Origin of the sequence: Streptomyces sp. NBC_01092 (genome assembly GCF_045039535.1) — a bacterium.
GTDB lineage: Bacteria > Actinomycetota > Actinomycetes > Streptomycetales > Streptomycetaceae > Streptomyces.
In genome coordinates this window covers 9,335,149-9,359,609 of the sequence record NZ_CP108659.1, presented here as the reverse complement: position 1 = coordinate 9,359,609, position 24,461 = coordinate 9,335,149, and the positions used below count along the sequence as shown (strand labels likewise).

Genomic DNA, 24,461 nt, shown 5'->3' with positions numbered 1-24,461 from the left:
ATCAACGCGGGATCAACGCCGCGCCCCAGGGCCTCCGGCCGACTCGATGGTCCCCCTCGCCACGCCGCGGCGCACGGCGGCGCGCGGGACCGGACGAAAACAGGGAGAAGCCCACGCGTCACTGACGGTGACCATGGCGAGCACCCCAGCAGACGGCGGCGTTCCGGCAGCGATTGTCAGTGGGCGGTGCAAGACTCGGCAGTGCAGACAGCGGGACCTTTCCGAGGAGGGCGATGATGCTCACCACCCGTTTCGTCACCGGCGCGCCGAACTGGATCGACGTCGGCACACCCGACATCGAGGGCGCCGGTTCCTTCTACGGCGGCCTGTTCGGCTGGCGGTTCCAGCCGGGCGGACCCGAGACCGGCGGTTACGGCCTCTTCCAGCTCGACGGGAAGACGGTGGCCGGGGGTATGCAGACCACCGAGGAGCAGGGCCCGCCCTCCTGGACGGTGTACTTCCAGACCCCGGACACGGACGCCACCGCGAAGTCGGCCGAGCAGGCGCACGGCTCGGTGCTGGTGCAGCCGATGGACGTCATGGACCTGGGACGCATGGCCATCCTCGCCGACAAGGCGGGCGTGTCCTTCGGCCTGTGGCAGCCCGGCACCAACAAGGGCCTCGACCTCGTCCAGGAGCCCGGCTCGCTGTGCTGGTTGGAGCTGTACACGACGGACGTGCCGGCCGCGGCGGGGTTCTACAACGCGACGCTCGGCATGGAGACCTTCGCCCTCGACTTCTACGGCGGCACGTACACGACGTTCAGCCCCGGGGGTCAGGGGGAGGACGCCATGTTCGGCGGTGTCGTCGACAAGGCCGACGACCCGGCCGAGGCGCAGGCCTCCGCGTACTGGCTGCCGTACTTCGAGGTCACCGACACGGACGCCACGGTCGCCAAGGCCGAGGAGCTGGGCGGCGCGGTCCGCATGCCCGCCACGGACCTGCCCGACGTCGGCCGCATCGCCAAACTCACCGACCCGTACGGCGCCCGCTTCGCCGTGATCAAGAGCGCACCCGTACAGAGCTGACAGGACGCGAACCGAGCCTAGGCGGACGCCCGCCGTACCAGCGTGGTCGGCAGCACCACGCTGGACGGCGCGGCGCCGATGCCCTGGTCGGCGGCGTTCCTCTCGAGTCCGCGCAGCAGCAGCCGGGCCATCAGCCGGCCCATCTCCTCGATGTCCTGACGGATCGTCGTGAGCGGCGGTTCGCTCCGCTCCGTCACCGGCAGCATGTCGTCGAAGCCGACCACGGCGACATCGTCCGGCACCCGCCGCCCGGCCTCACGCAGCACCCGCAGCGCCCCGGCCGCGGTGAGGTCGTTGGCGGCGAACACCGCGTCCAGGTCCGGGCAGCGGTCGAGAAGCTCACGCATCGCCCGCTCCCCGCCGGCCGGCGTGAAGTCGCCCTCGACGATCAGCCGGGGATCGGCGTCGACCATGACATCCCGGTATCCGTCGAGCCGGTCCACCGCCGAGGTCTGGTCGAGGGCGCCGGTGATGTGCGCGATCCGGGTGCGGCCGAGTCCGGCGAGGTGCCGTACGGCGTCGCGGGCACCGCCGCGGTTGTCCACGTCGACGTAGACCACACCGCGGCGGTCGCCGCTCCAGCCGGGCCGTCCGCCGAACACGGTGGGCACTCCGGCGCGCTGGATCAGCTCGGGCAGCGGGTCGTCGAGGTGCAGCGAGAAGACGAGCGCCCCGTCGACATGCCCGCCGGCGAGGTAGCGGCCGACGCGCGCATGGTCGTCCCGGCCCTCCGTGAGCAGCAGCACGAGCTGGTTGTCGTGGGCGGTCAACTCCTTGCTGATGCCGCGGAGTTGCAGCGCGAAGAACGGGTCGGCGAAGACGCGGGCCTCGGGTTCGGCGACGACGACGGCCACGGCGTCGTGCCGCCGGGTCACCAGGCTGCGGGCGGCCTGGTTCGGTACGTATCCGAGTTCCTCCACGGCCTTGCGAACCCGCTCGACGAGCGGTTCCCGGACCCCGTCCCCGCCGTTGACCACCCGTGACACGGTGGCCCGCGAGACCCCGGCCCGCGCGGCGACGGCCTCAAGGGTGGGGCGCGGGGCGGTCTCGGTCACTGCGCGGCTCCTCGTCGACGGTTGCGGATCAGGATAGCCCCGTGGCGAGCGGCACGTGAGAGCGCTCTCGCGTCGGCGAAAGTCCCTTACGCGCGGCGACCAACGACCGTAACCGGCATCCGGCATCCGGCATCCGGCAATGTCACCCCAGCAGATCCACCCGCCGCCCCAACCCCTCCCGCTCCGCCGCCCGATAGGCCGCCCAGCTCAGCGCCAGGTCCTGCCAGGGGAGGCCGACCGGCGCGTAGACGGTACGGCTCTCGGTACTCGCACGTCCCGGGTGGTCGCCCCGCAGCACGTCCGCCAGGGTGGCATCGGCGGCGGACGCCGGAAGTTCCGCAGCCGCCAACACCCCCATGCTTGCGGCGAGTTCACGGTCGTCCACGACGAGCAGCGCGGCGCGCAGCAGATCGGCGGACAGCTCCTGCTTGCCGGGTTCGTCCGCGCCCAGGCTCGTGAAGTGCTGGCCCTCCCGCGTGTCCGACAGCCCCAGCAGCGGCGAACGGGCCCACGTCGCCAGCAGTACCGTGTCCGCGGCCGCCGCGACCTCCGTCGCCGAGGCCACGGCCCGGCCCGCGTGCCGCGCGGCGAACGCCTCGGCCCGCCCGGCGTCCGTGTCATGGACGACGAGCTCGCGATACGGCCGCAGCTGCGCCAGCCCCCGCACCATCAGCTCGGCCTGGGCGCCCGCGCCGACCACCCCGAGGACGTCTCCCGGCCCGGCCAGTGCATGCGTCCCCAACGCCGCCGCCAGCCCCGTACGCCATGCCGTGACCGTGGCGGAGTCGAGCAGCGCCAGCAGTTCCCCGTCCCGACCGCTGTGCAGACAGATCACCCCGCGCAGCGCGGGCCGGGCGCCCGGGAACTTGGCGTTGACCTTCACGGTGTACGCCTCGATGCCGGGCAGCACGCCGGGGATCAGCGCGGTGGCGGTGCCGGGGAAGGGCAGGTCGGTCCGCACCCGTTGCCCCGCGACCGCCGCGTCCCGCGCTCGCAGGAAGCCGTCCCGCAGCACCTCCAGACAGGCCCCGGGCGCCAGCACCGCTTCCAGATCACTACGCGTGAGAACGAGAGTCACCCGTCCATGATCCCTCAGTGTTCGTGCGCGGTCCCCGAGGCCGCCTCATGACCGTGCTCATGCGGCTCGTAACCGGGAATCGTGCCGTCCGCCTTCTTCACCAGGAACAGCCCGACCATCCCCATGTCGGAGTGGCTCTGCACATGGCAGTGATACATCCACGCACCGGCCCCGACGCCCTCACCGGCGATCACCTGGAAGCCGAAGGAGTCCGCCGGGCCCACGATCTTGTTGTCGACGACCTGGCTGGGGTCGTCCGGGCCGGTGAGCATGCCGGTGCGGTTGTCCGCCCAGCGGTGACCGTGCATGTGGAAGGTGTGGTAGTACTCACCGTGCGTGATCATCACGAACTCGACGCGATCGCCCACCGTGGCCTCGAAGTTGGGGCCGCTGTGCGCGGGCTTGTTGTTGATGAGCATGTCGTTGAAGACGATCGTGTGGGTCGCGTCCGGGAGGACATCGCCCTTGCGCCGCACGATCACCGGCCCGTACAGCCCCTTGCGGATGCCGCCCGTGCCGTGCTCCGTGCCGACCACGTGGTCGTGGTAGTGCCAGTAACCGGCGCTGCCCGCCCGCCAGGTGCCGTCCCCCCGACGACCGGGGGCGTGGGTGCGCCAGGTGTAGGTGCGGGTGCCGCCGGGCTCGACGTCGCTCTTGTTGAGCTTCGTGCCGTCGCTGGTGATCTCGTAGTCGAGGCCGTGGACGTGCAGGCTCACCGGCACGTCCATCGCGTTCTCGAACTCGACGTGCAGCGTGTCGCCCTCGTTGAGCTCGATCAGCGGGCCGGGGATGGTCGCCTTGCCCTTCTCCAGGCCGTAGCCCATCTGCCCGTCGGCGAGCTTCTCGGCGTACAGCTTCATGCGTCTGACCTCGCCGCCGGCCGGGGCGGTCCTCGGTGGTGTGTCAGCGCCCACGGCCTCGGGTACCGATGCCAGCGACAACGATGTCGCGACGGTGGCGCCGCCCAGCAGTACGCGTCTGTTGAAGCTACGTCGGTCAAAGCTGCGTCTGTCCATGCCGAACTCCCCACGGCGGTACGGAAATTACGGGGATGAACCGCTGAGACGGTACCGGCCACTCTCCCGTTTTTCCACACTGAGGACAAAGTTCGTCCCAGTGCGGTCATAGGTATTGGCGAGTCGTTCAAAGGGGTCTAGCTTCCTTTTCGCTGTTGCTGTGACCATGGAGGTGCCCATGCACTTACGAGGGTTGAGCACGAGAAGACAGACTTGGGTGGCCACCGTGACGGCAGGGATCGTCGCCGCCGGGCTGATGGCAGCCCCGGCGGCCGACGCGCGCCCTGCCCCGGAGCCGCCCCTGACAACGATGTCCATCAAGTCGCCACCGGGCGGCGCCAATGTGCGGGTGCTGGTCTTCTACGGGTCGGCCGCCGGCGGCGACGAGTCGCCCGTGGTGAACGCCGGCATCGAGGCGATCGAGAAGATCGGCCTGTCGGGCCCGACCGATCAGCGCTTCAGCACCGAGGCCACGAACGACGCCTCGGTGTTCACCAATGAGACCAGGTTGGGCCGTTTCCACACGATCGTCTTCCTCACCGGTGGCGGCGACGTCCTGGATCCGGAGCAGGAGGCGGGCCTGGAGGCCTACATGGAGGCGGGCGGCGGTTTCGTCGGCGTCCATGACGCGGCCCGCGCCGAGCCGTACTCGGACTGGTTCACCGGCCTCGTCGGCGCCCGCCCGGCGGCCGGCGGACCGACGAATGCCCAGCGAGCGGTCGTCGAGGTCGGCGACCGGCGGCATCCGGCCACCAAGGATCTGCCGGTTCAGTGGAAGCGGCCGGACAAGTGGCTGAACTGGGTGAAGAACCCGTCGGGTGCGGTACACACCGTCGCCCGGGTGCGGGAGTCGAGCTACCAGCCGGGGTCGGGAGCCAACGGCTGGGATCACCCGGTGAGTTGGTGCCGCGACTACGACGGCGGCCGTTCCTTCTACACGGGCATGGGCGGCACGGCGTCGTCGTACGACGAGACCGACTTCCGTGCGCATCTGCGCGGCGCCCTGCTGTGGACGACCCGGCTGGTCCAGGCCGACTGCAAGGCCACCATCACCGGCAACTACAAGGCCGAGCGGCTCACCCAGGCCAACCAGCCCGGCCAGAACGACCAGATCGGCGAACCGCACGGCCTGGTCACCGCCCCCGACGGCCGTGTGCTCTACATCGGCCGGGGCGGCGCCGACTCCTCCCAGCCCGTGGTCACCGACTGGAACAACCCGGACATCGGCAAGGGCAAGGGCGAGATCCATGTCTACGACCCGAAGACCAAGAAGGTCACCCTGGCCGGGGCGTTGACGGTCTTCGGCAACAAGGGCGGCGGCGACGAGCTGATCAAGGTCGAGGAAGGGCTCCTCGGCATCGAGCTCGACCCGCGCTTCGAGGAGAACGGCTGGGTGTATCTGCACTACACCCCGCACTCGCAGGTCAACCGCGACACGAGGATGGCCGAGCGGCGCGTCTCCCGCTTCACGCTCGATCTCGCCACCGACAAGCTGGACCTGGGCAGTGAGAAGGTGCTGCTCAAGTGGCCGGTGCAGGTGCACAGTTGCTGCCACTCGGGCGGCGGGATGACCTGGGACTCCAAGGGCAACCTGTACATCGCGACCGGCGACAACAACTCCAGTGGGTTCAGCGGCGGTTACTCGGGCAACAACCCCGAGCCCAACTACAAGGGCGTGTCCTTCGCCGACGCGCGCCGCACCGCCGGCAACACCAACAACCTCAACGGCAAGATCCTGCGCATCCACCCGGAGCCGGACGGCACGTACACGCTCCCGGACGGCAACCTCTTCACGGGCCGGGAGACCGACGAGGGCGGCGGCAAGACGCGCGGCGAGATCTATGTGATGGGCGTCAGGAATCCGGCGCGCATCTTCGTCGACCGGCAGACCGACACCCTGTACGCGGGCTGGGTCGGCCCCGACGCGGGCGCGCCCTCGACGACCTGGGGTCCGGCCAAGTACGACACGTTCGCCGTCATCACCAAGGCGGGCAACCGGGGTTGGCCGTACTGCATGGGCAACAAGCAGCCCTACCGCGACCGCAATCTGCCGGACCCGAGCAAGCCGCTGGGCTGGTACGACTGCAACCACCCGAAGAACGAGTCGCCGAACAACGACGGCCTCGTCAACCTCCCGCCGGTCACCGGCAACAACATCTGGTACTCGCCCCAGGGCGGCGCCCCGGACTTCCCGCGCGACGCGAACGGTGTGCCGTCGTACAAGCAGGAGGAGGCCACGTACGGGCTGCCTTGGCTCAAGGGCGGTGGGCAGGCCGCGATGAACGGGCCGGTCTACCGGTACGACGCGGCGAGCGCGAGTGGGACCAAGTGGCTGGCCTACTGGGACGGCAAGTGGTTCGTCGGTGACTTCTACGACGCCGACCAGCCGCGCAACGCGGTGATCACCGACCCCAAGACACACGGGGACGGCGGTCTTCCGGTCCACTCCGAGTCGCTGAAGAAGATCGTGCCGATCGGCAACGACGGCATCAAGAACCTCATGGACTGGAAGTTCGGTCCGGACGGCGCGCTGTACGTGCTCGACTACGGCCGGGGCTTCTTCACCTCGGACGCCAAGTCTGCGCTGTGGCGCGTCACCTACACGGGCGGCGGCCCGACGCCGGCCGCCGACCAGCTGGCGAAGGGGGCGCAGTGACACGGCAACGAAGAATGTGGGCGGCCCTGCTGGCCGCACTGCTGGTGGTGCTGGGGCTGCAGGCACTGCCCGCGACCGGGCAGCCGCAACCACAGCCGGAGGCGGCCGCCGCACAGGTCCTCACCTGGACGGCCGGCGACGACATCACGAAGTACGCCTCGGCCCCCGCCACGGCCGTGGCGGGCGCGACGACGATCGTCTTCGAGAACAGCACGGCGACCGGCAACACCACCGGAATGCCGCACACGTTGACGTTCGACACCTCGGACCCCGAGTACAACAACGACGTCCAGCTGAACATCCTCGCCAACCCGAACGACGACCAGGGCGGCAAGCACACCGCCGAGGTCACGCTCACCCCCGGCCGCTACCGCTACTACTGCACGATTCCCGGGCACGGGCAGATGCAGGGCATCCTGGTGGTGACCGAGGGCAGCGGCGAGGACACCACGGCGCCCGAGGCGTCGGCGCACGTGAGCGGGACGCAGAACTCGCAGGGCCAGTACGTCGGTTCGGCGAGCGTGGCGCTCCATGCCACCGACAACGAGGGCGGCTCCGGGGTCGACCGCGTCGAGTACGCGGTCGGTGACGCGGGCGCCTGGACGCCGTACACCACCCCGGTCGTCGTCGACCAGGTCGGCGACCACAAGATCCGCTACCGCGCCTTCGACAAGGCGGGGAACGTCTCGGCGGAGAAGAACGCCACGTTCACGGTCGTAGCGCCGCCGACCGATGACACGACCGCGCCGGAGACTTCGGCGACGGTCAGCGGCGAGCAGAACCCAGACGGGACGTACATCGACATGGCGACCGTCACCGTGACCGCCTCCGACACCGGTTCCGGCGTCAACACCATCGAGTACGCCATCGGCACCGGGGCATGGCAGCCGTACACCGCGCCGGTGATGGTGCACGAGGTCGGGGCTCACACGGTGCGTTACCGGGCCACCGACAAGGCGGGGAACGTCGCCGCCGAGAAGAGTGTGCAGTTCACGGTCGTGGCGGCGCCCCAGCCGGACACGACCGCGCCGGTGACGGGCGTGACCGTCGACGGCACGAAGAACTCGTCCGGGGCCTACGTCGGCAACGCCAAGGTGACCGTCACGGCGACCGACGAGCACCACGGCTCGGGCGTCGACCGGATCGAGTACTCGATCGACGGCGGGCCGTACCTCGCGTACGGCGCCCCGCTGGTCGTCGACCGTGCGGGCACGCACACACTCGCCTACCGGGCGACGGACAAGGCGGGCAACACCTCCGCGGCCCGTACGGTGACCTTCACCGTGGTGACCGGCCAGGTCCCGGCGCCCAACTGCCCGGAGTTCGACGAGCGGTTGACGGTGATCGTCGGCACGGTCGACTCGGGGGTCCCGAACCGGCTCACCAACAGCCGGTGCCGGATCAACGAGTTGATCGAGGACGAGAAGGAGTGGACGTCCCAGGCGCTGTTCCTCAAGCATGTGAAGACGGTCCTGGACCAGCTCCTGAAGGACGGGGTCGTCGACCAGCGCGAGTACGACGCCGTCCGCAAGGCCGCCCGCGAGTCCGGGATCGGCACGCCCGGGCAGACCGAGGGCTACCGGACGATCCTCGACGGCAGCGCGGGGTCGTTCGCCAAGTGGCAGCAGGTGGGCGGCGGTTCGTTCGCGCAGAACGCCGATGGCTCGATCACGAGCGGCACCAGCAAGGCCGGCCTGGGCATGCTGTGGTTCCCCGAGCGCAAGTACGGCGACTTCTCCCTCAAGCTCCAGTGGCGTGACGACGCCCCGGGCACCGGCAACGCCAACTCCGGTGTGTTCGTGCGGTTCCCCTGGGTGCACGACCACCCCGAGGAGACGCGGCCGGAGTGGGTCGCCATCAAGTACGGGCACGAGGTGCAGGTGCTCGACCGGCCCGACGGCGACATGTACAAGACCGGTTCGATCTACGGCTTCGACCGGGTGGGGCTGGCCGGTGCCGGCGTCACCCAGAAGGGGACGTGGAACGACTACGAGATCCGGGTGGTCGACCAGCACTACTCGGTCTACCGCAACGGCGTGCTGATCAACGAGTTCGACAACACCGGTGGCCAGGACTTCGTCCCGCCGCGCTCGGACGACCCGGGCACGGACGGGCGGCGGTTCGCCTCCGGCTACGTCGGGCTCCAGGTGCACGGCACGACGGACGTGGTCTCCTACCGGGACATCCGGATCAAGGAGTTGTAGGTCCCTCTTTGCGGGCCCTGCTCGGCTGTACCCGCTTGGGTTCCCCCGGCATCTTCGGATACTCGGGCGGGTACGGCAGATCGCCGAGCCCGTGATCGCGCTCGTCCTTGTTGGCCAGCTCCAGCAGCGCGTCCAGCGAGAAGCGGTGGTCGTCCATGCCCGCGTGCACATCGCCGAGTTCGGCGAAGCGCGCGGGCATGGTCGCGATGTCGAAGTCCTGGGGATGCGCGACGCCGACCTCGTCCCAGCTCAGGGGGGCGGAGACCGGGGCGTGCGGGCGGGGCCGTACGGAGTACGCCGAGGCGATGGTCCGGTCCCGGGCCGTCTGGTTGTAGTCGACGAAGATGCGCTCGCCGCGCTCCTCCTTCCACCACTTGATCGTCACCTGGTCCGGCATCCGGCGTTCCAGCTCGCGTCCGACGGCGATCGCGGCCCGTCTGACCTGGGTGAAGGTCCAGCGCGGCTCGATCGGCACGAAGACGTGCAGTCCGCGGCCGCCGGACGTCTTGGGCCAGCCCTGCAGGCCGCCGAACTCCTCCAGGACGGCACGCAGTTCGTGGGCGGCGCGCACGGCGTCGTCGAAGTCGGTGCCGGGCTGCGGGTCGAGGTCGATGCGCAGTTCGTCGGGGCTGTCGACGTCGTCGCGGCGGACCGGCCAGGGGTGGAAGGTGAGCGTGCCGTACTGGGCGGCCCACAGGACTGCGGCCTCCTCGGTGGGGCACATCTCGTCGGCGCTGCGGCCGCTGGGGAAGGTGATGTGGGCGGTGGGGATCCAGTCGGGCATGTTCTTGGGCGCCCGCTTCTGGAAGAAGTTCTCGCCGGTCACGCCGTCCGGGTAGCGCTCCAGGGTGGTGGGGCGGTCGCGCAGGGCGCGCAGGATGCCGGGGCCGACGGCGATGTAGTACTGGGCGAGGTCCAGCTTGGTGAAGCCCCGCTCCGGGAAGAAGATCTTGCCGGGACTGGACAGGCGTACCTTCCGGCCGCCCGCCTCCAGCTCCACCGCTTCACCCATGCGAGCCACGGTAGGCCCACTGTCCACCCCGCGCACACTGGGCGGCGGCCGCCTTATGCGCGCAGAATCGGACCATGGACCTTCCGGTGATGCCGCCCGTGAAGCCGATGCTCGCCAAGTCGGTGGCGAAGATCCCGCCGGGCATGCAGTACGAGGCGAAGTGGGACGGGTTCCGGGCGATCGTGTTCCGCGACGGCGACGAGGTCGAGCTCGGCAGCCGTACCACGAAGTCGCTGACCAGGTACTTTCCCGAGCTGGTGGCGGGGCTGAAGGAGCGGCTGCCGAAGCGGTGCGTGCTGGACGGGGAGATCGTGATCGCGCGGGAGGGCCGGCTGGACTTCGACGCGCTCACCGAGCGCATCCACCCGGCCGACTCCCGGGTGCGGATGCTGGCCGAGCGGACCCCGGCGTCGTTCGTGGCCTTCGACCTGCTCGCGCTGGCGGACGAGTCCCTGGTGGAGACTCCGCTCGCGGACCGGCGGGCGCTGCTCACCATGGCGCTGTCCGGGGTGACGGAGCCGGTGCATGTGGCGCCGGCGACGACCGACGTCGCGACGGCCCAGGGGTGGTTCGAGCAGTACGAGGGGGCCGGTCTTGACGGGGTGATCGCCAAGCCGCTGACGCTGCGCTACCTCCAGGACGAGCGCGCCATGTTCAAGATCAAGCACGAGCGCACGGCGGACGTCGTCGTCGCGGGCTACCGCCTGCACAAGAGCGGACCGATCGTGGGTTCCCTGCTGCTGGGCCTCTACGACGACCGGGGCACCCTCCAGCACGTGGGCGTGTCGGCCGCGTTCTCGATGAAGCGGCGCGCCGAGCTGATCGACGAGCTGGAGCCGCTGCGTATGGCGGAGACCGCCGGGCATCCCTGGGCGGCGTGGTCCGACGAGGCGGCGCACGAGTCGGCCCGGCTGCCGGGCGCGCCGAGCCGTTGGTCGGGCAAGAAGGACCTGTCCTGGGTGCCGCTCCGACCGGAGTGGGTGGCCGAGGTGGCGTACGACCACATGGAGAACGGCGCGCGCTTCCGGCACACGGCCCGCTTCCGCCGCTGGCGCCCGGACCGGACCCCCGACAGCTGCACGTACGCCCAGCTGGAGGAGCCGGTGCGCTACGACCTCGCGGCGATCTTCGGACCGCAGGCCTGACCGACGGCGCGTCTCGCGCGGGCGCGGGTCAGGGCTTCATCAACACCTTCACCGCGCCGTCCTGCTTGTGCTGGAACATCTCGTACGCGTGCGGGGCGTCGTTGAGGGACAGGCGGTGCGTGGCGAAGTCGTCCACGCCGAGCGGGTCCTCGTCCGTCAGATACGGCAGGATGTCGTCGCTCCAGCGGCGTACGTTGGCCTGCCCCATCCGGATCTGGATCTGCTTGTCGAAGAGGGTGAGCAGCGGAACCGGGTCCGCGGTGCCGCCGTAGACACCGGACAGCGAGATCGTGCCGCCGCGCCGCACCAGGTCGATGGCGGTGTGCAGGGCGGCGAGCCGGTCGAAGGTGAGGCGTTCGGCGAGGGGGGCGCTCAGCCTTCGGGGCAGCATCGCCGCGGCCTGTTGCGCCAGCCGGGCGGCGGCGCTGCCGTGGGCCTCGGTACCGACCGCGTCGACCACGGCGTCGGGGCCGCGTCCGGCGGTCCGGTCGCGGATGGCGGCGACGAGTTCCTTCTCGTGGTCGAAGCTCCTCAGGTCGAAGGTCTCGACGCCCCGCTCGCGCGCCCGCTTCAGCCGCTCGGTCACCAGGTCCACTCCGAACACCTGCCCGGCGCCCCGCACTTGGGCGACGCGGCAGGCCATGTCGCCGATGGGGCCGAGGCCGAGCACGGCGATGCTGCCACCCTCGGGGACCTCGGCGTACTGGACCGCCTGCCAGGCGGTGGGCAGCACGTCGGAGAGGTACACGAACCGGTCGTCGGGCGGCCCCTCGGGGATCTTGATCGGTCCGAACTGCGCCTGCGGGACCCGCAGGTACTCGGCCTGGGCGCCCGGCACCGAGCCGTACAGGCGGGTGTAGCCGAATAGGGCGGCGCCCATGCCCTCGCCGGTGACCTGGGTGGTCTCGCACTGCGTGGGCAGCCCGGTCAGGCACATCCAGCAGTTGCCGCAGGCGATCTGGAACGGCACCACGACCCGGTCCCCCGCCTGAAGGTCCGGCACCCCGGCACCGACCTCCTCGACGATGCCGATCGGCTCGTGGCCGAGGATGTCCCCCGGCGTCATGAACGGGGTGAGCACCTCGTACAGATGCAGGTCGGAGCCGCACAGCGCGGTGGAGGTGATGCGGACGACCGCGTCCGTCGGCTCCTGGATCCCGGGATCGGGCACGTTCTCCACCCGTACGTCCCGCTTGCCCTGCCAGGTCACTGCCCTCATCGCCCGCGCTCCCTCCGGTCGCCCGCGCATGGCGCTCGTACGGTGGGCCCCGGGTACCCCTGCGCTCCCCCGCCGAATCGCCGGGACGGACGGTGCGCGGTGTGGGCCGACCGGTTGTCGGCGCCAGGGCCGATCGACGGATTCGCGAGGAGCACCGGAACCGACCGGGTATGTGCACCTATGAACAGATAAGCGCACAATTGATGACATGAACTGGGCGGGTGGCTGCGGGTGACGACGGTGGGCAGACGACGAGCGGCGCGCACAAGGCGCGCCACGACCATGACCGGACTGCTGGCCGCCGTGGTGGCGGCCGCCCTGGCCGCGGGCTGCACGACGTCCGACGGCGCCAGCGACGACGGCCGCGGCCAGGGGCGTTCGTCGGCGCCCGGCGACGGCGAGAGCCGGGCGAAGGGCGCGGTGCTCGCCGTGAAGATCGACAACTCCCGCCCCGCACGGCCCCACACCGGCCTGAACGAGGCGGACATCGTGTACGTCGAGCAGGTCGAGGGCGGGCTCAGCCGCCTGATGGCGGTGTACGCGCAGAAGCTGCCCAAGGTCGTCGGCCCGGTGCGCAGCGCACGCGAGACCGATCTGGAGCTGCTACGCCAGTTCGACCGGCCGGTGCTCGCCTTCTCGGGGGCGCAGGGCAAGCTCCTGCCGCTGATCGACAAGGCTCCGTTGCAGGCGGCGCCGCCGGAGAAGGAGCAGGACGCGTACTTCCGCGGCAATTTCCGGCCCGCGCCGCACAACCTCTATCTGCGGCCCCAGCGACTGATGGCCACCGCGCCGGGCACGTCCGTCCTGACGACGGGCTTCCGCTTCGGCGCCGCCCCGGCGGGCGGGAAGACCACGGCCGTACAGTCGGTGCGCTTCAAGGCGGCCCAGTACTCGTTCACCTGGTCCAAGAGCCGGGACCGCTGGATGGTCGGCATGGACGGCAAGGCCGCCGCGACGACGGACGGCAAGCGGGTCATGGCCGGCACGGTCGTCGTGCAGTACGTGAAGGTGCGCAAGTCCCCGTTCCACGACAAGCTCGGCAACTACACGCCGTACACCGAGACGGTGGGCTCCGGGAAGGCGCGGGTGCTGCGGGACGGGCGCGCCTACGACGTCAGGTGGAAGCGTCCGAAGGCCGCGGACGGCACGACGTTCACGACGAGCAACGGCAAGCGGATGAACTTCCAGCACGGCCAGGTGTGGGTGGTGTTCGCGACGGCGCGCTGAGCTTCGCGCAGAGCGCCGGGATCAGGACTGTGCGACGAGGGGTTCCGCCGGGTTGCGCAGCCCCTCGGCCGCGTCCGCGACACGCCGGATCAGGTCGAAGAACAGCGTCTGCTCCTCGGCGGAGAGCGGGGCCAGGAAGACCTGGTTCATCCGGGCCGTGCGCACGGTCAGCTTCTTGTGGGTGCGCAGGCCCTCGTCCGTGAGGCGCAGCAGGAAGCGGCGGCCGTCCTGGGGGTCGCGGACCTTGTCGAGGAGCCCGCGCCGGCCCAGCCGGCTGATCACCTCGGCGATGGTGGACCGGTCGAGCCCGACCCGCTCCCCCACCGTCCGCTGATCCAGGCCCGGCTCGGCCACCAGGGTGTTGAGCACGGCGAACTGGGGCGAGGTGATCTCCTCGGAGACCATCGTGTTCCACAGCAGGTAGTGCGCCTGCTGGAGCCGCCGGGCCAGGTGCCCGGGGTGGGTGGTGAGGTCCACGGCGGCCATGCGCGCTCCCCTGGTCGTTTTCGTCGGTGCACTGAACAATACCTGACCTGACCATGACTGTCTGCGGCACTTCCGACCCTGACGGCCTCACATTTACCGAGGTCTTGACGGTTTCCCGCTCCAGTGACAGCGTGAGGGAGAACCTCGCGGAAATAATCAGTGCCCTGACTAATTCGGGTGCTGGGAGCTCGGAAGAGATGGGGCTTCTCGGATGGACAAGGTGGTCGCCACGGCCCTGGAGGCGGTGGCCGATGTCGGCGACGGCGTATCGCTCGCGGTCGGTGGCTTCGGGCTGAGCGGTGTGCCGAACGTACTGATCCAGGCGTTGTACGAGCGTGGCGTGTCCGGGCTGTCGGTCGTCTCGAACAACTGCGGGGCGATGGAGTCCGGCCTGGCGGTGCTGCTGTCGGCGGGGCGGATCGCCCGGGTGACCGGCTCCTACATCGGCGCGAACAAGGAGTTCGCCCGCCAGTACCTGGCCGGTGAGCTGGAGGTCGAGATGATCCCGCAGGGCACGCTGGCCGAGCGGCTGCGGGCCGGCGGGGCGGGGATCCCCGCGTTCTACACGCCGGCCGGGGTGGGCACCCAGGTCGCCGAGGGCGGGCTGCCCTGGCGCTACGACGGCTCCGGCGGGGTCGCGCTGGCCTCCCCGCCGAAGGAGGTGCGGGAGTTCGACGGCACCGAGTACGTGCTGGAGCGCGGGATCCGGACCGACTTCGCGCTGGTGCGGGCCGCGAAGGGCGACCGGCACGGGAACCTGGTGTTCAACAAGTCCACCCGGAACTTCAACCCGCTGGCCGCGATGGCCGGGCGGGTGACGATCGCCGAGGTCGAGGAACTCGTGGAGCCCGGCGCGATCGACCCGGACGCCGTACACCTGCCGGGCATCTTCGTCCAGCGGGTCGTGGCGCTCACCCCCGAGCAGGCCGCGGACAAGGGCATCGAGCAACGCACGATTTCCGTGCCTGCAGCACGAGGGACGGAGAGCTGACATGGCGTGGACGCGGGAAGAGATGGCGGCGCGGGCCGCACGCGAGCTTCAGGACGGCCAGTACGTCAATCTCGGGATCGGTCTGCCGACGCTGATCCCGAACTATCTCCCCAAGGGCGTGGAGGTGATCCTGGAGTCCGAGAACGGCATCCTGGGCACCGGCCCCTACCCCACCGAGGACCAGGTCGACCCCGACCTGATCAACGCGGGCAAGGAGACCGTGACGGTCCTGCCCGGCGCCTCCTTCTTCGACTCGGCGCTGTCGTTCTCGATGATCCGCGGCGGGCACATCGACGTCGCCGTGCTCGGCGCCATGCAGGTCTCGGCGACGGGCGACCTGGCGAACTGGGCGATCCCCGGCAAGATGATCACCGGGATCGGCGGGGCGATGGACCTGGTGCACGGGGCCCGCACGGTCATCGTCGTGATGACCCACACCGCCAAGGACGGCTCGGCGAAGATCCGCACCGAGTGCGCGCTGCCCCTCACCGGGAAGGCATGCGTGGACCGGATCATCACCGACCTGGGCGTGCTGGACGTGACGTCCGAAGGGCTGGTGCTGACCGAGACCGCACCCGGTGTGAGCGTCGACGAGATCGTCGCCAGGACCGACGCCAAGCTGACCGTCGCGGAGGGACTGCTGTGAGAGACGTATACGTCGTCGACGCCGTGCGCACCCCGGTCGGCCGCTACAACGGCGGCCTGGCGAGCGTGCGCCCGGACGACCTGGCCGCCCACGCCATCCGCGAACTGATGGGCCGTACGCCCGACTTGGACCCGTCCCGGATCGAGGACGTCTACTTCGGCAACGCCAACGGGGCGGGCGAGGAGAATCGTAACGTCGGCCGCATGGCCGCCCTCCTCGCCGGTCTGCCCACCTCCGTGCCCGGCGTGACGGTCAACCGGCTGTGCGCCTCCGGCCTCGAAGCGGTGATCCAGGCGGCCCGTGCGATCGCCGTCGGGGACGCCTCCATCGCCGTGGCCGGTGGTGTGGAGTCGATGACGCGGGCGCCGTACGTGCTGCCCAAGTCCGACAAGCCGTTCCCCGCAGCCCACACGGAGCTGTACTCCACCACGCTCGGCTGGCGCATGGTCAACCCGAGGATGGAGCCTCAGTGGACGGTCCCGCTGGGTGAGTCGGCCGAGCTGATCGCCGAGAAGCACAAGATCGGCCGGGAGCAGCAGGACGAGTACGCGCTGGCCTCCCACCACAAGGCCGCCGCCGCCCAGCAGGCCGGGCTGTTCGGCGCCGAGCTCGCGCCCGTGTCGATCCCGCAGCGGGGGGGGCGACCCGGTCGTCCTCGCCGCCGACGAGAGCGTACGCCCCGACGCCTCCCTCGCCGCGATGGCGAGGCTCAAGCCGTCGTTCCGCACCGAGAACGGCACGGTCACCGCGGGCAACGCCTCCCCGCTCAACGACGGCGCCGCCGCCCTGCTGCTGACCGACGAGGAGGGCCTGAGGGCCACCGGCCGAGAGCCGCTCGCCCGGATCTCCGCCACCGGCGTCTCCGCCCTCGACCCGCACTACTTCGGCCTCGCGCCCGTCGAGGCCGTCAACCGGGCGCTCGCCAAGGCGGGCAAGGGATTCGGCGACCTGGACGTGCTCGAACTCAACGAGGCCTTCGCCGCCCAGGTGCTGGGCTGCGTGGCCGAATGGCCCGAGTTCGACCCGGCGATCCTCAACCCGCAGGGCGGCGCCATCGCCCTCGGCCACCCGCTGGGCGCCTCCGGTGCCCGCCTCGCCGGTACGGTCGCCCACCAACTGGCCCGCAGTGGCGGCGGAGTCGGCGTCGCCACCCTCTGCATCGGCGTCGGCCAGGGCCTCGCCCTCGTCCTGGAGCGTTAGGAACCCCGAGGAACTCCCATGACTCTCACCCAGCACGACATCGACCAGGAGATCGCGGCCGAGCACGCCGCGTACGAGAAGCGGATCGCCGACGGCGCCCCCGTCGAGCACCACCCGCGGCGCGGCTATGCCCCGTACCGCTCCTCCGCCCTGCGTCACCCGAAGCAGCCGCCGATCACCATCGACGTCAGCAAGGACCCGGAGCTGGTGGAGCTGCACTCCCCCGCCTTCGGCGAGCGCGACATCACCGAGATCGACAACGACCTCACCCGGCAGCACACCGGTGAGCCGATCGGCGAGCGCATCACCGTCGAGGGCCGCCTCCTCGACCGCGACGGGCGCCCGATCCGCGGCCAGCTGATCGAGATCTGGCAGGCGAACTCGGCCGGCCGCTACGCCCACCAGCGCGAGCAGCACGACGCCCCGCTGGACCCGAACTTCACGGGGGTGGGCCGCACGCTGAGCGACGACAGCGGCTTCTACCGCTTCACCACCGTCCAGCCGGGCCCGTACCCGTGGCGCCAGCACGTCAACGCCTGGCGCCCGGCCCACATCCACTTCTCGCTGTTCGGAACGGCGTTCACCCAGCGACTGGTGACGCAGATGTACTTCCCCAGCGACCCGCTCTTCCCGTACGACCCGATCATCCAGTCGGTGACGGACGACGCGGCCCGCCAACGCCTGGTCGCGACGTACGACCACGACCTGTCGGTGCCGGAGTTCTCGATGGGCTACCACTGGGACATCGTGCTGGACGGACCCCACGCCACCTGGATCGAAGAGGGACGCTGACCTGCCATGACGAAGATCGACACGAGCCGTCCGGAAACCGTGCTCCCGACCCCGTCGCACACGGTCGGCCCCTTCTACGGCCACGCCCTGCCCTTCCCCGGCGGCGGCGACATCGCGCCGGTCGGCCACCCGGACACGATCGCGCTCCAGGGCCACGTCCTCGACGGCGAGGGCAACCCGCTCCCGGACGCCTTCTTCGAGCTGTGGGGCGCCGACCCCGACGGCCGGGTCCCGCAGGTCGACGGATCGATGCGGCGCGACCCGGCGAGCGGCGGCTTCCTGGGCCGGGGCGGCGTGGAGTTCACCGGCTGGGGGCGCGTCCAGACGGACGCGAGCGGCTACTGGACCGCACGGACGCTGCGGCCCGGGGCGCGTGGGCGCAGCGCGCCGTACCTGAGCGTGTGCGTGTTCGCGCGCGGGCTGCTGATGCACCTGTTCACCCGGATCTATCTGCCGGGCGACGACGCGGCTCTGGCCGCCGACCCGCTGCTCGCCGGGCTGGACGAGGCGCGACGCGACACGCTGATCGCAAAGGACCAGGGCCGGGGCACATACCGTTTCGACATCCGCCTTCAGGGCGAAGGCGAGACGGTCTTCCTGGAGTTCCAGTGACTTCTGTCGATTCCGACGACACCGGCCTGCTCGCCCCCGGGTGGGCAGGCTCCCCCGCCGCCTGCGCGACCGGCGACACGGCCTGGCTCCAGGCCCTGCTCGACGCGGAGGCCGCCCTCACCCGCGCCCAGGCCGCCCTGGACCTCGCCCCGGCCGAGGCCGGGGTGGCGGTGACCGAGGCGGCGGACGCCGGACGCTTCGACGTACGGTCCCTCGCCGAACGCGCCCGCGCCGGCGGCAACCCGGTCATCCCGCTGGCCGGCGACCTGACGAAGGCCGTCGGCGAGGAGTACGGCCCCTACGTCCACCGGGGCGCGACCAGCCAGGACATCATGGACACGGCGACGATGCTGGTCGCCTCGCGCACGCTCGACCTGATCCTCGGCGACCTCGACCGCACCGAGCGGGCCCTCGCGCGGCTGGCCGCCGAGCACCGCGACACCGCGATGCCGGGGCGGACGCTCACCCAGCACGCCGTACCGACGACGTTCGGGCTGAAGGCGGCCGGGTGGCGGGCGCTGGTCCTCGACGCGCGGGACCGGCTACGGGCCGTACGGGACTCGCTTCCGGCCCAACTCGGGGGTGCGGCGGGGACGTTGGCGGCCTTCGCGGCGTACGGCGCCGCCGAACCGACCGCTCTGCCGGCGGCGTACGCCCGCGAGCTCGGCCTCCGGGCGCCCGACCTGCCCTGGCACACCCTGCGCACACCCGTCGCCGATCTCGCCGGGTGCCTCGCCTTCACGGCGGGCGCCCTCGGCAAGGCCGCCGTGGACGTCCTCACCCTTTCCCGGACCGAGATCGCCGAGGTCGCGGAGGGCAGCGGCGGCGGCTCCTCCGCCATGCCGCACAAGTCGAATCCCGTACGGTCCACGCTCATCGCCTCCGCCGCACGGCGGGCGCCTCAGCTCGCGGCGACGCTGTACGGGTCGCTGGCGGCCGAGGACGAGCGGCCGGCCGGTGCCTGGCACGCCGAGTGGGAGCCGCTGAGGGATCTGCTGCGGCTGGTCGGCGGGGCCGCCCGGGACGCCGTGGAACTGGCCGAGGGGCTGCGGGTCAGGGCCGATGTCATGCGCGAACACCTCGATCTCACCCATGGGTTGATCGTCTCCGAGCGGCTGTCGGCCGAGCTGGCCCCGGTGCTGGGCCGGGCCCGCGCCAAGGAGTTGCTGACTCGGCTCGCCGCCGAGGGGTGTCCGCTCGCCGAGGCGCCGGAGCTGGCCGACGTCGACCTCGATCCCACCCACTACACCGGCTCCGCCGGAGCCCTCACCGACCGCGCTCTGGAGCGACGTTGAAACTCCTCGACCACTGTGCCGAAGGGCCCGCCTCGGCGCCCCCGCTGCTGCTCGGACCCTCGCTCGGCACGTCGTACGCCCTGTGGGACAAGGTCGCGCCCGAGCTGTCGATCACCCATCGGGTGGTCCGCTGGAATCTGCCGGGTCACGGCGGTTCGGCCGCCGATCTCATCGGGGCGGGCGCGACCGTCGGTGACCTCGCCGGTCTGGTGCTGGCGCTCGCGGACTCGCTCGGCATCGAGCGGTTCGCGTACGCGGGTGTCTCGCTCGGCGGTGCGGTGGGCCTGCATCTGGCCGTGCACCATCCCCAGCGGGTCGGCTCCCTGGCCGTGATCTGTTCGTCGGCGCACTTCAACGGCTCGAAGCCTTGGGAGGAGCGGGCCGCGCTGGTGCGGCGCGAAGGGCTTGCGGGGCTTGCCGAGAGCGCGAACAGCCGCTGGTTCACGCCCGGGTTCACCGTGCCGGAGCTGGTGCGCGACCACCGCGACGCCGACCCGGGCTCCTACGCCGCCTGCTGCGATGCCCTCGCCGCCTTCGACCTGCGTGACCGGCTGGCCGAGATCTCCTCCCCGACCCTGCTGATCGCCGGGCGCGAGGACCCCGCGACCCCGCCGGTCCACCTGCGCGAGATCGCGGACGCCGTGCCCGGTGCCGCGCTCGTGGAGATCCCGGGGGCCTCGCACCTGGCGCCGGCACAGTGCCCGCAGGCCGTGCTCACGGCACTGCGGGCGCATTTCGACGGGGGCGCGAGGCGCGGCATGGAGGTGCGGCGCGAGGTCCTCGGCGACGCGCACGTGGACCGGGCGCAGGCCCGGCAGACGCCGTTCACCGCGCGCTTCCAGGACTTCATCTCGCGCTACGCCTGGGGCGAGATCTGGACCGACCCGACGCTCACCCGCCGCGAGCGCAGCATGATCACCCTGACGGCGCTGGTCGCGCACGGCCACTACGACGAGCTGGCCATGCACGTCCGGGCGGCCCGGCGGAACGGGCTGACGCCGGAGGAGATCGGCGCCGTACTGCTCCAGACGGCCGTGTACTGCGGGGTCCCGGCGGCGAACGCGGCGTTCGCGACGGCCCAGCGGGTGCTCGCCGAGGAAGCCGGGCCGGACGCAGGCGCCCGAGGGTGACCCTGGCGGTCGTAGGTTCAGCAGCGCCTCGCACATGCCTCCACCCCGTGCCTACGGTGGAGGTATGTCCACGATTCTGATCACCGGCGCCACCTCGGGTCTCGGCCGTCACGTCGCCTTCGAGCTGGTCCGTTCGGGGCATCGCGTCCTCGCGCACGGGCGGGACGCGGGCCGTACGGAGGCGCTCGTCGAGGAGCTGCGGGGCGAGGGCGAGGCCGAGGGGTTCGTGGCGGACCTGGCCTCGCTCGGGCAGGTGCGGGAGCTGGCGGCGCATGTCGCCGGGGAGCATCCCGAGCTGGACGTGCTGATCAACAATGCGGGGGTGGGCTTCGGTTCGCCCGGCACGGGCCGTGAGCTCAGCGTCGACGGGCACGAACTGCGCCTCGCGGTGAACTACTTGGCGCCGGTCGCGCTGACCCGCGCTCTGCTGCCCGTGCTGCGTGCGAACGCGCCCGCCCGGATCGTGAACGTGGGCTCGGCCGGTCAGGAACCGCTCGACTTCGACGACCCGGAGCTGACCCGCGGCTACACCGGTGCCTCGGCGTACTGGCGCAGCAAGTTCGCGCTCGCGGCCCATACGTTCACCCTCGCGGAGGAGCTGGCGGGCACCGGGGTCGCGGTCAATGTGCTGCACCCGGCGACGTACATGGACACGGGCATGGTCCGCGAGGGCGGCATCACGCCGTGGAACACGGTCGCCGACGGCGCCCCGGGCGTCCTGGCCCTCGCGACACAGGACCTGGGCACGGGCAGGTACTTCGACGGCACGAGCCCGTCCCGGGCGCACGAGGGGACGTACGACGCGGGCGTCCAGCGGCGACTGGCTGCGGTCACCGATCAACTCCTCAAGCTCTGACGCGCCCCATAGGGGCGCGGGGCTGTATCGATGTGCGGCTCCGCCGCGTGGGCGCGACCAGCCCCAACGGCGCCGCAGCCGAAAAACGACCCCGCCCGGCCCCCTAGCGGAGCGCCAACGCCGCCTCCGCCTGGAGCACGAGCCCGTCCGCACCGCACGACCGGGCCAGCGTGATCCCGCGCCGCAGCTCCGCCGACGAGCGGGCGGCGATGCCGTACTCGACCCGGGCCGCCGCGTGTTCGTACAGGCAGGGCGAGGCCTCCAGGTAGGCGACGGCCTGTTCGGCGAGGCGCACCGCGCGCTGGCCGGTCTCCAGGAGCGCAGCGCACCGCAGGGCCTCGCCGATCGCGGTGTCCGTGCCGAGGCGCTCGGCCTGCCGGCGGACCTCGGTGGCCAGCCGGGCGGCGCGCGCCGGGTCCTCGCTCGCGAGGACCCGGGCCAGGTCGACGGCCCAGGGGACGAGCACCGTGTTGTGGTGGCCGCGTACGTCCGCCGCCTTCTCCGCGGCCTCCAGTTCGTTGATGCCGTCCTTGGTGCGGCCGACGGCGAGGAGCAGGCGGCCGCGGACCGAGCGCGGGTCCGGCAGGACGATCGTCGACGGGTAGGGCGGGGCGAAGCCGTACTCTTCGGCGATCTCCCAGGCCTCCTGGACATGGCCGCGGGCGAGCAGCGTGTCGACGAGGTTGCAGGTGGCGGACCAGTGCAGGGGCAGCCTGCGGCCGACGCGCTCGGCGAGCGCCAGCGACTTGCGCAGCGACGCCTCCGCCTCGCGCAGCCGTCCGCGCCTGCGCAGGCCGAGTCCGACGTAGGCGTGTGCCAGGGAGAGATGGCCGCCGCTCCAGCCGGCGGACTCGTACGCGCGCAGCGCCTCGTTGTAGAGGGCCTCGGCCCGGTCGAGCCGGTCGGTGTAGGCGTAAGCGCTGGCCAGCATCATCGGCAATTCGATGCCCCACTGCGGGTCGGTCCAGCCGAGTCCGGGGGCAAGGCGGCCGTTGACGAGGGCGCGGTCGCACAGTTCGGCGACCTCCTCGGCGTTCTCGCCGCGGGCCATGGCGTCGAAGCCGCGCAGGATCAGCAGGGCCCGCTCGGGGTTGTCGCGGCCGGTGCAGGTCCTGGCGAGTTCGGCGAGGCGCGTGGAGCGTCCGGGCGAGGCGGCCTCGCCCGCGTGGATGCCCTCCCACATGAACTGCACCGCCTGGAGCCGCAGCCTGGCCGGTCCGGCCGGGTGCCGGGCGGCCTCCGCCTCGACGGTGCGGACGGCCTCCTCCACCTGGTTGTTGTGGAGGAGGGCCTGGGAGAGGCGGCAGACGGCGTCGACGCGTTCGTCGCCTTCGAGGCCGGGCATGGCCAGGGCGGTCTGGAGGTGGTCGATGGTCCTGGCGGGCGCGGTCAGGAGGGTGGCGCACCCGAGTTCGTGGAGCACGTGCGCGTGGACCGCGGGCAGGGGCGGCTCCAGCAGGGCGCGCTCCAGACAGCGGCGGGCCGCGTCGGGGGCGCCGACGGCGAGGTGCTCGCGGGCGGCCTCGCGCAGCTGCTCGACGAGTTCCTCGTCGTCGTCCGGGTGGACTTCCAGGAGGTGGCGGGCGGCGACCGCGGCGCCGTGGCCGTTGTCGGTGACGACGCGGGCGGCGATGCCGTGCATCGCGGTGCGCAGGGCGTCCGGGATGGAGTTGTAGACGGCGCTGGCGATCAGCGGGTGCACGAACTGGAGCTCGCCGTCGTCCGGTTGGACACCCGCCGGGTCGGGCTCGGTAAGGATGCGGGCGGTGCGCAGGAGCGCGGCGCAGCGCACGGCCTCGTCCGGGCTCATGGTGGCGAGTTCGGCGACCAGGTCGACGCTGATGCCGGTGCCGAGGATCGCGGCCGCCCAGGCGAACCGGGTGGCGTCGATGCCGAGCGTCTCCAGCCGGGCCACGAGGCCGCCGCCGCGTGCTTCGCGGTTCAGGGCGCGCAGCTCGCCGGCCGCGGACTCGGTCGGCTCGAACTCGCTGTCCTGCACCTTGGCGAGGAGCTCGACGGTCTCGTACGGGTTGCCGCCGGTGACGGCCCAGACCTCGCGGCAGAACGGGGCGTCGGCGTGCACGCCCAGGGTGGCGCGGGTGAGCCCTGCGGTGGCGTCCGGGGTGAGGGCGCTCAGGGTGGCGACGGAGGAGCCCGCCGCGGCGACGGTGTCGAGGTGGCGGGCGCTGTCGCCGCCGATCTCGCCGGGGCGGCGGGCGACGAGGACCAGCACGTTCTGTTCGCCGACGTGCTCGGAGAACGCGGCGAGCCAGCGCAGGGTCTCCTGGTCGGCCCAGTGCGCGTCGTCGATCAGCAGGACCAGCGGCCAGTCGCGCCGGGCCAGTCTGCGGACGGCGGCGACTAGGCCGTCGCACACGCCCTGCGGGTCGGCCTGGCGCTCGCCGGGGTCCGTTATGCCGAGGGCGGGTCCGGCGATGTCGTACCAGTCGCCGAGGTACTCGCGCGCCTCTTCCGGCATCAGCGACAGCAGCGCGGGCTGGAGCAGCTGCCGTACGACGTTGAAAGGGACCGAGCTCAGGGTCTCGCTGCCGCGGGCGGACCAGACCGTGCAGCCGCGGGACTCTGCGATGCGGCGGGTTTCGGCCAGCAGCGCCGTCTTGCCGAGCCCCGCCTCGCCCCGGAGCACCAGGAGGCTGCCCGAGGAGGAGTTGTCGGCGCACAGTGTGTCGAGGGCCCCCTCGACCGCGGCGAGTTCCTCGTCGCGCTCCCACAGGGAAGCCGAGGCGGCCAGTGTGGGCCGTACCTGCGTCATCCCGCTACCTCCCCAGTGTCGCCCTGCCGACGTACAGACA

At 71.6% G+C, this 24,461-nt stretch carries 19 protein-coding genes and 1 pseudogene; 13 read left to right on the top strand and 7 right to left on the bottom strand.

Annotation, left to right across the window (positions count from 1 at the left end):
- Positions 1–236 precede the first annotated feature (236 nt).
- Positions 237–1,028, top strand: a complete 792-nt coding sequence (locus OG254_RS42285) for a VOC family protein (RefSeq protein ID WP_351199895.1) — start codon at positions 237–239, stop codon at positions 1,026–1,028.
- A 17-nt stretch (positions 1,029–1,045) separates the two neighbouring features.
- Here OG254_RS42285 and OG254_RS42280 read toward each other — a convergent pair whose 3' ends face one another.
- From OG254_RS42280 to OG254_RS42270, 3 genes are all read right to left on the bottom strand, one after another.
- A complete protein-coding gene (locus OG254_RS42280; protein WP_405592894.1) occupies positions 1,046–2,083 on the bottom strand; it encodes a LacI family DNA-binding transcriptional regulator in 1,038 nt (345 codons plus the stop codon).
- Between the two features lie 142 nt (positions 2,084–2,225).
- Positions 2,226–3,161 (bottom strand): ornithine cyclodeaminase family protein, encoded by a 936-nt coding sequence (locus OG254_RS42275; RefSeq protein ID WP_405592892.1) that lies wholly within the window; start codon positions 3,159–3,161, stop codon positions 2,226–2,228.
- Between the two features lie 14 nt (positions 3,162–3,175).
- Positions 3,176–4,177 carry a multicopper oxidase domain-containing protein gene (locus OG254_RS42270; RefSeq protein ID WP_351192251.1) on the bottom strand — a complete coding sequence of 334 codons (1,002 nt, stop codon included), beginning with the start codon at positions 4,175–4,177 and terminating at the stop codon, positions 3,176–3,178.
- Positions 4,178–4,355: 178 nt separating this feature from the next.
- Between OG254_RS42270 and OG254_RS42265 the strand changes: the two genes are divergently transcribed.
- Both OG254_RS42265 and OG254_RS42260 read left to right on the top strand, forming a co-directional pair.
- Complete coding sequence (locus OG254_RS42265) at positions 4,356–6,833, top strand: ThuA domain-containing protein (RefSeq protein WP_405592889.1); 2,478 nt, start codon at positions 4,356–4,358, stop codon at positions 6,831–6,833.
- Positions 6,834–6,847: 14 nt separating this feature from the next.
- On the top strand, positions 6,848–9,037 hold the full coding sequence (locus OG254_RS42260) for an OmpL47-type beta-barrel domain-containing protein (RefSeq protein ID WP_405595526.1): 2,190 nt from the start codon (positions 6,848–6,850) through the stop codon (positions 9,035–9,037).
- Here the strand turns inward: OG254_RS42260 and ligD are convergent.
- Positions 9,024–10,049, bottom strand: a complete 1,026-nt coding sequence (gene ligD, locus OG254_RS42255) for a non-homologous end-joining DNA ligase (protein WP_405592887.1) — start codon at positions 10,047–10,049, stop codon at positions 9,024–9,026. The genes OG254_RS42260 and ligD overlap by 14 nt on opposite strands.
- A 74-nt stretch (positions 10,050–10,123) precedes the next feature.
- On the opposite strand from ligD, the gene OG254_RS42250 reads away from it, so the two are divergent.
- Entirely contained in the window at positions 10,124–11,194 is a 1,071-nt protein-coding gene (locus tag OG254_RS42250; RefSeq protein WP_405592885.1) for an ATP-dependent DNA ligase, read from the top strand.
- A gap of 28 nt (positions 11,195–11,222) precedes the next feature.
- On the opposite strand, the gene OG254_RS42245 is transcribed toward OG254_RS42250, so the two are convergent.
- Complete coding sequence (locus OG254_RS42245) at positions 11,223–12,413, bottom strand: zinc-dependent alcohol dehydrogenase (protein WP_405592883.1); 1,191 nt, start codon at positions 12,411–12,413, stop codon at positions 11,223–11,225.
- 282 nt (positions 12,414–12,695) lie between these two features.
- Here OG254_RS42245 and OG254_RS42240 point away from each other — a divergent pair, with 282 nt between their 5' ends.
- Positions 12,696–13,640 (top strand): DUF3048 domain-containing protein, encoded by a 945-nt coding sequence (locus OG254_RS42240; RefSeq protein ID WP_405592881.1) that lies wholly within the window; start codon positions 12,696–12,698, stop codon positions 13,638–13,640.
- Positions 13,641–13,661: 21 nt separating this feature from the next.
- Here OG254_RS42240 and OG254_RS42235 read toward each other — a convergent pair whose 3' ends face one another.
- Positions 13,662–14,126: a MarR family winged helix-turn-helix transcriptional regulator gene (locus OG254_RS42235; protein WP_405592879.1), complete on the bottom strand. Its 465-nt coding sequence runs from the start codon at positions 14,124–14,126 to the stop codon at positions 13,662–13,664.
- Positions 14,127–14,337: 211 nt separating this feature from the next.
- Here OG254_RS42235 and OG254_RS42230 point away from each other — a divergent pair, with 211 nt between their 5' ends.
- The 8 genes and pseudogenes from OG254_RS42230 to OG254_RS42195 all read left to right on the top strand — a co-directional run bounded on the left by OG254_RS42230 (position 14,338) and on the right by OG254_RS42195 (position 21,648).
- The gene (locus OG254_RS42230; protein ID WP_405592877.1) at positions 14,338–15,117 is read left to right on the top strand and encodes a CoA transferase subunit A; all 780 of its coding nucleotides are present in this window, start codon (positions 14,338–14,340) and stop codon (positions 15,115–15,117) included.
- Position 15,118: 1 nt separating this feature from the next.
- The gene (locus OG254_RS42225; protein ID WP_405592875.1) at positions 15,119–15,763 is read left to right on the top strand and encodes a CoA transferase subunit B; all 645 of its coding nucleotides are present in this window, start codon (positions 15,119–15,121) and stop codon (positions 15,761–15,763) included.
- A pseudogene (locus OG254_RS42220) lies at positions 15,760–16,963 on the top strand (thiolase family protein). Before OG254_RS42225 ends, OG254_RS42220 begins: the two are co-directional and overlap by 4 nt.
- A gap of 18 nt (positions 16,964–16,981) precedes the next feature.
- Positions 16,982–17,755 carry a protocatechuate 3,4-dioxygenase subunit beta gene (pcaH, locus tag OG254_RS42215; RefSeq protein ID WP_405592873.1) on the top strand — a complete coding sequence of 258 codons (774 nt, stop codon included), beginning with the start codon at positions 16,982–16,984 and terminating at the stop codon, positions 17,753–17,755.
- A 6-nt stretch (positions 17,756–17,761) separates the two neighbouring features.
- Positions 17,762–18,367: a protocatechuate 3,4-dioxygenase subunit alpha gene (gene pcaG, locus OG254_RS42210; protein ID WP_405592871.1), complete on the top strand. Its 606-nt coding sequence runs from the start codon at positions 17,762–17,764 to the stop codon at positions 18,365–18,367.
- Entirely contained in the window at positions 18,364–19,662 is a 1,299-nt protein-coding gene (pcaB, locus tag OG254_RS42205) for a 3-carboxy-cis,cis-muconate cycloisomerase (protein ID WP_405592869.1), read from the top strand. Before pcaG ends, pcaB begins: the two co-directional genes overlap by 4 nt.
- On the top strand, positions 19,659–20,792 hold the full coding sequence (pcaD, locus tag OG254_RS42200) for a 3-oxoadipate enol-lactonase (protein WP_405592867.1): 1,134 nt from the start codon (positions 19,659–19,661) through the stop codon (positions 20,790–20,792). The genes pcaB and pcaD overlap by 4 nt, the downstream gene beginning before the upstream one ends.
- A 64-nt stretch (positions 20,793–20,856) precedes the next feature.
- On the top strand, positions 20,857–21,648 hold the full coding sequence (locus OG254_RS42195; protein WP_405592865.1) for an SDR family NAD(P)-dependent oxidoreductase: 792 nt from the start codon (positions 20,857–20,859) through the stop codon (positions 21,646–21,648).
- Between the two features lie 103 nt (positions 21,649–21,751).
- Here the strand turns inward: OG254_RS42195 and OG254_RS42190 are convergent, their stop codons facing one another.
- Entirely contained in the window at positions 21,752–24,421 is a 2,670-nt protein-coding gene (locus OG254_RS42190) for an ATP-binding protein (RefSeq protein ID WP_405592863.1), read from the bottom strand.
- Positions 24,422–24,461: the final 40 nt, after the last annotated feature.